This window comes from Cryobacterium sp. 10I1, from assembly GCF_035019805.1.
In the GTDB taxonomy this organism is placed as follows: Bacteria; Actinomycetota; Actinomycetes; order Actinomycetales; family Microbacteriaceae; genus Cryobacterium; species Cryobacterium glucosi.
Window position 1 is genome coordinate 1 of record NZ_JASJVF010000184.1, and the last position, 6623, is coordinate 6623.

At 67.8% G+C, this 6623-nt stretch carries 8 protein-coding genes; 3 read left to right on the forward strand and 5 right to left on the reverse strand.

The window, feature by feature from the left end; all coding sequences use genetic code 11:
* From QN345_RS13955 to fabG, 3 genes are all read right to left on the reverse strand, one after another.
* A partial coding sequence (locus QN345_RS13955; protein WP_323508769.1) for a DUF222 domain-containing protein occupies positions 1–686 on the reverse strand: 686 nt, incomplete at its 3' end.
* A 175-nt stretch (positions 687–861) separates the two neighbouring features.
* On the reverse strand, positions 862–1845 hold the full coding sequence (locus tag QN345_RS13960; RefSeq protein WP_134561128.1) for a zinc-binding dehydrogenase: 984 nt from the start codon (positions 1843–1845) through the stop codon (positions 862–864).
* Positions 1846–1865: 20 nt separating this feature from the next.
* The gene (gene fabG, locus QN345_RS13965) at positions 1866–2576 is read right to left on the reverse strand and encodes a 3-oxoacyl-ACP reductase FabG (protein WP_134448668.1); all 711 of its coding nucleotides are present in this window, start codon (positions 2574–2576) and stop codon (positions 1866–1868) included.
* A gap of 134 nt (positions 2577–2710) precedes the next feature.
* Here fabG and QN345_RS13970 point away from each other — a divergent pair, with 134 nt between their 5' ends.
* Genes QN345_RS13970 through QN345_RS13980 form a run of 3 tightly spaced genes read left to right on the forward strand, consistent with a single transcriptional unit; the run spans position 2711 to position 4178 of the window.
* Complete coding sequence (locus QN345_RS13970) at positions 2711–3082, forward strand: DUF3099 domain-containing protein (RefSeq protein ID WP_134448670.1); 372 nt, start codon at positions 2711–2713, stop codon at positions 3080–3082.
* Positions 3079–3339, forward strand: coding sequence for a hypothetical protein (locus QN345_RS13975; protein ID WP_322189697.1), 261 nt, complete (start codon positions 3079–3081; stop codon positions 3337–3339). Before QN345_RS13970 ends, QN345_RS13975 begins: the two co-directional genes overlap by 4 nt.
* Entirely contained in the window at positions 3336–4178 is an 843-nt protein-coding gene (locus QN345_RS13980; RefSeq protein WP_134448674.1) for an SURF1 family protein, read from the forward strand. Before QN345_RS13975 ends, QN345_RS13980 begins: the two co-directional genes overlap by 4 nt.
* 30 nt (positions 4179–4208) lie before the next feature.
* Here the strand turns inward: QN345_RS13980 and QN345_RS13985 are convergent, their stop codons facing one another.
* Both QN345_RS13985 and QN345_RS13990 read right to left on the reverse strand, forming a co-directional pair.
* Positions 4209–5807, reverse strand: a complete 1599-nt coding sequence (locus tag QN345_RS13985; protein ID WP_322189698.1) for an ABC-F family ATP-binding cassette domain-containing protein — start codon at positions 5805–5807, stop codon at positions 4209–4211.
* Between the two features lie 92 nt (positions 5808–5899).
* Positions 5900–6541, reverse strand: coding sequence for a TetR family transcriptional regulator (locus QN345_RS13990; protein WP_322189699.1), 642 nt, complete (start codon positions 6539–6541; stop codon positions 5900–5902).
* Between the last annotated feature and the right edge of the window lie 82 nt (positions 6542–6623).

Here is a 6623-nt window from a genome sequence, read left to right on the forward strand (position 1 = left end):
AGGTCCTCCGTCTCCGGGGTGATCAGGCCCGCCGCCGTGGCGACCAGGGCCCGCTCCGCCGTGAGCAGGTCATCCGGCGCCACCCGGTGACTGATCACCTGCAACCCGGCCACGATCAACTCCGCCGTCTCCACCCCGATCTCCCCCGCTGCCAGGGCGGCTCCAACGGTCGGGAACAAGGGCGGCAACCAGCTGCTCCCGCCGCACGGCCGCGGCAACACCGCGTCGCCGAGCTTCGTGCGCCGCTTCACCTCCCGGGCCGACACCCGCGTCACCCGGGTGAGGACATCCCACGGGCCCGTGCAGCCCATCCGCCAGGCCAGGCCCTCCCGGCCGAGGACCCGGGCCCGCCGGTCCACATCCGTCGCCGTGCTCACCCTGGCCGCGTCCACTGTCCGCCCGATCGCCTCCACGGTGCTCAGCGCCGTGACCGCTTCTGTGTCGCTGAGCAGCCCGACCGGGATCGCGGCCAGGGCCTCGGCGAGAACCGCCTGGGCCTCCACGAGACGGGCGACAGCATCCGCATGCACCGACGACACCGACCCGGCCAGACCCTCCGCGCCCTCGAAACCCTCGACAACCGCAACCGGATGGGCCGACTTGACGCCTGCGATGGGCTGATCTCCCGCGACCCCGGAACCGGGTGCCTGCGGGGTGTGTGACTGGGGATCCCAAGCTCCTGCCATACCCCGATTCTACCCCGAATCGAACACGAATGCGAGACTTACTCACATAATTTTAGGCTTCTCATCTTGAGTTTCACACCTGGAAACGAGGGTACCGACCCCTGACGGACGCTGTGCATGTGACCGGCGCCGTTCGCCAGCGGTGTGACGATCCGTCCGACCTCAGTCGGGGAGTTCAGCGCGGAAGGACGACGAGTTTTCCGCCGGCGGTACCGGCCTCCATGTCGCGGTGGGCCTGCACGATCTCATCGAGCCTGTAGACACGGCCGAGCGGGACGCGCGCGTGACCGGCTGCGACGGCGTCGAGGAAGGCCTGCAACTCCGCTGATGTCAGGTCTGCGGCCTCTCCGGAATACGCGGTGAGGCGCACTCCGTTGGGAAGCCAGTCCATCGGGTAGAACTCGTCGATCGTCCAGGTGTCGGAGAGCATCCCGGTGAAGCAGACGGTGCCTCCGGCTCGCACCGCTCGGAGGGTGTCGCGCAGGACGTTGACGCCGACGAGCTCGACGGCTCCGTCGACACCGCCAGGCACGATCTCCCGCACCCGGCGCGCGACCTCGCCATCGTCGATGATGACGTGGTCGGCGCCTGCAGCCTCGAGCAGGCCGACGCTCGAGGGATTCCGCGTGGTCGAAAGCACCCGCATCCCGCGCAGCGCGCCGAGGGTGGCCAGCGCGAGGCCGACAGAGGACGTTCCGCCGCGGATGAGCAGGCTCTGGCCGTCGGCGGCCTGCAGCCCGACACGCAGCGACCCCGCCGCGGTCTGCAGCATCTCGGGCACGGCACCGAGCACGTCCCAGCCGAGTCCGCTGGTGAAGGGCACGACGATCGCGGCCGGCACCGACACGTATTCGGCGTAACCGCCGTCGAAGGAGCGGCCCATGCCGCCCATCATCGCGGCCACCTGGGCGCCGACGGGATACTCCCCACCCGGGGCATCCGCTATCGTTCCGACCGCTTCGATCCCAGGAATGCGCGGAAACGAGCCGGTCGACGCGACACCGGAACGGAAGTGGAGTTCGGACCGGTTGAGCCCGAAGGCCTCAACCCGGATCAGCACCCATCCGGGTCGCGGCGTCGGCATCGGCACGTCACGGACGCGCAGAACACCGGGGTCACCAGGCCCGTCGACGACAACCGCCCGCATTGTCGCCGTCATTGTCGGTCTCATGGCGGAGGTCAGTGACCCATTCCGAGTCCGCCGTCGACCGGGATCACGGCGCCGGAGATGTAACCGGCGTCGTCGCCCGCGAGCCACGTGACGACCTTGGCGACCTCGGCGGGGGAAGCGAAGCGTCCTGCCGGGATGTTCTTCTTGTATTCGGCCTGGACGGCCTCGGAAAGCTCCGCGGTCATCTCGGTCTCGATGAAGCCGGGTGCGACGACGTTCGCAGTGATGCCGCGGGCGCCGAGCTCGCGGGTGACCGAGCGGGCGAGCCCGACGAGCCCGCTCTTGGAGGCGGAGTAGTTGACCTGCCCGGCGGAACCGTAGAGGCCGACCACGCTCGAGATGAGCACGATCCGGCCGAACCTGGCCTTGAGCATGCCCTTGGATGCGCGCTTGACGACGCGGAAGGCACCGCTCAGGTTCGTGTCGATGACGGAGGTGAAGTCGTCTTCCGTCATCCGCATCAGAAGGGTGTCTTTGGTGATGCCGGCGTTGGCCACGACCACTTCAACCGGTCCGAGGGACGCTTCGATCTCGGTGAACGCGGCGTCGATCGATGCGGCGTCGGTGACGTCGGCACGTACCGTGAGGCTGCCCTCTGGGCCGGACCCGGAGCGGGCCGTGACCGCGACGCGATGGCCCTGGCGCACGAATTCTTCGGCGATGGCAAAGCCGATCCCACGGTTGCCCCCGGTCACGAGAACGGTCCTGACGGAGGGCATACGGTTCCAATCTATTCCCAGCGAACGACCAGCCGTACGCACGTATATTCCAGTTTACGGTGTCATCCCACAGACCGGGCGAGACGTAGGCTTATCAGGCAAAACCTCCACCGGTTGACCGAAGCGATGAGAGTATGAAACAGCAGTCGATCACGTCCCTGCCTCCGTCTCCGGAGGCCGAGCGACGCGCCCGGATGATCAAATACTCGGTGACCATGGGCATCCGGATGGTGTGCATCGTCCTGATGCTCTTCGTGCACGGCTGGTGGCTCCTGGTCTGCGCCGCCGGAGCGATCCTGCTCCCCTATTTCGCGGTCATCGTCGCAAACGTCCACGGAAACGGCGCGGGAACCGCCGTCGTCCGCCCGGGAGCCGTTCAGCTCTACCGCGGTCAGTCCTCGACCAGTCCTGAATCCTCGTCGGCCGCCCAGTCGCCACCCGGGCAAGCCTCCGACCGGCCGGCGCCGACTCACGACCCGTCCCGCGGCCCGGGTACGGACGAATGATCGGTTTCGACGACGACCTCGACGTACCGCGTTGTTCGAGGGCCGGCTGCCGGGAGGACGCGCAGTGGCGCATCGACTGGCGCAACCCGCGTATCCATACCGCTGACCGGGTCAAGACCTGGCTCGCCTGCCCGGAGCATGTCGAGTATCTGCGGGAATTCCTGGGTGCCAGGGACTTTCCGGTGGCCGTCTTCGCGCTCGAAGCTGCACCGGACACAATACCGGGCCGCCCGGCCGCAGGGACGGACCCGTCGTGACCGGCTGGAAGTTCGCCTTCACCCGCAGGTGGGCCGGATACCTCGTGCTCACCATCATCTTCGGCGCCGCCTGCGCCGGCCTCGGTATGTGGCAGTTCGCCAGGCGCAACGAGGCCCTCGTCGAGATCAACAAGGTCGACGCGAACTACGACCACATCCCGGTGAGCCTGACCGAAGCACTTCCCACTCTCGATTCCTTCAACGAGTCACAGAAGTGGCTGCCGGTGACGATGACGGGAACGTACCTCGTCGCCGATGAGCTGATCGTGCGGAATCGCCCGCTGAACGTGCACCCGGGCTTCGAGGTGCTCACGCCGCTGCTCCTCGCTGACGGCACGGTCTTCGTCGTCGATCGTGGCTGGGTCCCCACCGGCGAGACGGCGGAGGCCCCCGGCCCGGTTCCCGCAGCGCCGACGGGTGAAGTCACGGTCATCGCCAGGCTCAAGGCCGGAGAACCGACCCTTCCCGGGCGCACGGCGAGCGGGAACCAGATCGCCACGATCCACCTCGCCGACGTCGCCGACCGGGTCGGCGCACCCACGTACACCGCGGCATACGGCCTGATGGCCTCCGAGGATCCCGCGCCGGCCACCCGGCCGGCCGGCGTGACCAGGCCGGTCGCGGACGAAGGCTCGCACCTGTCGTACGCGTTCCAGTGGATGCTGTTCGCCCTGCTCGGCTTCATCGGGCTCGGCTGGGCGGTGCGGCAGGAATTCCGCTCTCTCAACGCGGACGACCCCGAAGAGCGCACGCGCGCAGAGGAACGCGCCCGCCGTGCGGCCGCCAAGCCGCGTACGGACGCAGAGGTCGAAGACGACCTCATCGACAGCACGCACTGACAGACAGTACGCACCGACCGATAGCGGAAGCTAGGCGAGCATGATCAGGTCGAGGTAGTCCTTGTTCCAGTGGTCCTCTGTGCCCTCCGGCATAATCAGCACGCGTTCCGGGTTGAGCGCCTCGACGGCGCCCTCGTCGTGGCTGACCAGAACGACGGCACCCTCGTAGTGCGCGAGCGCGTCGAGGATCTCGTCACGGCTCGCGGGGTCGAGGTTGTTCGTCGGTTCGTCGAGGAGTAACACGTTGGCGCCGGAGACCACGATCATCGCGAGGGCAAGCCTAGTCTTCTCTCCACCGGAAAGAACCCCGGCCGGCTTGTCGGAATCGTCACCGGTGAACAGGAACGAGCCGAGGACCCGGCGGGCTTCCATTTCGGTGATGTTCGGCGACGAGGACACCATGTTCTGCAGAACGCTGCGCTTGACGTCGATGGTCTCGTGTTCCTGCGCGTAGTACCCGATGCGGAGACCGTGGCCGGGGACGATCGTGCCGGTGTCCGGCTTGTCGACGCCCGCGAGCATCCGCAGAAGCGTGGTCTTGCCCGCACCGTTGAGGCCGAGGATGACGACCTTGGACCCGCGGTCGATCGCGAGGTCGACAGCTGCGAAGATCTCGAGGGAACCGTAGCTCTTCGAGAGGTCGTTCGCCATCAGCGGGGTGCGGCCGCACGGGGCCGGCACGGGGAAGCGCAGCTTGGCCACGCGGTCGACGGCGCGCACGGCGTCGAGTCCGGAGAGCAGCTTCTCAGCCCGGGCGACCATCTGGTGGGCCGCTGCCGCCTTGCTCGCCTTGGCGCCGAACTTTGCGGCCTGCAGCTGCAGGGTGGACGCCTTCTTCTCGGCGTTGGCGCGTTCCTTCTTACGACGGTCGGCGTCTGCGAGGCGCTGGCGCTGGTAGTTCTTCCAGTTCATGTTGTAGATGTCGATGACCATGCGGTTGGCATCGAGATAGAACACCCGGTTGACGGTCTCGCCGACGAGTTCGATGTCGTGGGAGATGATGATGACGCCGCCGCGGTAGTTCTTGACGAACTCGCGCAGCCAGACGACGGAATCGGCATCGAGGTGGTTGGTCGGTTCGTCGAGGATCATCGTCTCCGCGGCGGAGAACAGGATGCGGGCGAGCTCGATGCGGCGGCGCTGGCCGCCGGAGAGGGTCTGCAGCTCCTGGTCGAGGATCCGGTCCGGAAGGTTCAGGTTGCTCGCGATCGAGGCCGCCTCCGCCTCCGCTGCGTAGCCGCCGAGGGCGTTGAACTGGTCGGTGAGGTTGCCGTAGACCTTCATGGCCTTCGCGGCGACCTTGGGGTCGTCGCTGCCCATGTCGAGGCCGGCCTGGTAGAGGCCGAGGGAGATCGTGCCGAGGCCGCGGGCGTCGAGGATACGGGTGCGCGCGAGCATGGTCGGTTCACCGGAGCGCGGGTCCTGCGGAAGGTAGCCGATCTGGCCGGAGCGGTCGATCTGGCCGTGGGCCGGCATCGTCTCGCCCGCGAGCGTCTTCGTGAGGGTCGTCTTTCCCGCACCGTTGCGGCCGACGAGGCCGATCTTGTCGCCGGCGGAGACGCGGAAACTGACGTCTTCCATGAGCACGCGCGCCCCGACTCTGATTTCGAGGTTTTGCACACTGAGCACAGCAATAGTCCGTTCGGAAGGTTCGTGGGAGGGGTTCGGCCCGACCGGGCCAGCTATCTAGTATATTCTCGCGCGGCGACGGGGAGGGACGCTCAGAAAAGTGTGGCCCGGAGCGTGTTCCCGAGCCACTCCCGGTAGGCCCCGAGGGACCAGTCCAGATCGAGCACGAGGGAGCGGTAGACCTGCGGGTGGGCGAGCGCCCAGATCGCCGCGGCCGCCTCGTGGTCGCTGAGGCCGCTGCGCAACGCATGGCGGTCGCGCAACGCCGTTGCCGTCTCGCTGAAGTTGTGCAGCAACCGTGCGGACTGGCGCAGCTCGAGACGCGCCACGTCGGCATCGACCCCCGCGGCCTGCGCGACGACCGTCCGCAGGGCGGCGGTGCGCACGTTCGTCTCGACGCACCAGTCGACGAGGAGGCGGATGATGTCGGTCGCCGAGCGCGGTCCGCTCGCCTCCCGGGGTGACGCAACCGGATCCTGGAGCGCGGACTCCCCACTGCCCGACGGCTCCGTGGCACCACGCTCGAGTACCGCCGCAAGCACGTCGGCCTTGAGGCCCACGGAATTGTAGATGGTCTGCACCGCGACGCCGGCCTCCGCGGCGATCGCCGCGATGGATGCCGCGATGTACCCGCGCTCGAGCATGAGGCGCTCGGCCGCGTCGAGGATGACCGTCCTGGTCGCCTCGCTTTGCGCCGATCGACGGCTCGGCCGCGTCCTTCCGGGGGAATCCATCTCATTAGCATAGCGTTCCAATGAGTGGAGGAGCATACTAATTCAGTCGCGGGCGCGGGGATGCCGCCGGCCGACGGGCTCC

Bases quoted from the DNA above. Each gene is read 5' to 3' on its own strand.
- fabG (WP_134448668.1), bottom strand. From the start codon at position 2,576: ATGCCCTCCGTCAGGACCGTTCTCGTGACCGGGGGCAACCGTGGGATC.
- QN345_RS13990 (WP_322189699.1), bottom strand. From the start codon at position 6,541: ATGGATTCCCCCGGAAGGACGCGGCCGAGCCGTCGATCGGCGCAAAGC.
- QN345_RS13960 (WP_134561128.1), bottom strand. From the start codon at position 1,845: ATGACGGCGACAATGCGGGCGGTTGTCGTCGACGGGCCTGGTGACCCC.
- QN345_RS13975 (WP_322189697.1), top strand. From the start codon at position 3,079: ATGATCGGTTTCGACGACGACCTCGACGTACCGCGTTGTTCGAGGGCC.
- QN345_RS13970 (WP_134448670.1), top strand. From the start codon at position 2,711: ATGAAACAGCAGTCGATCACGTCCCTGCCTCCGTCTCCGGAGGCCGAG.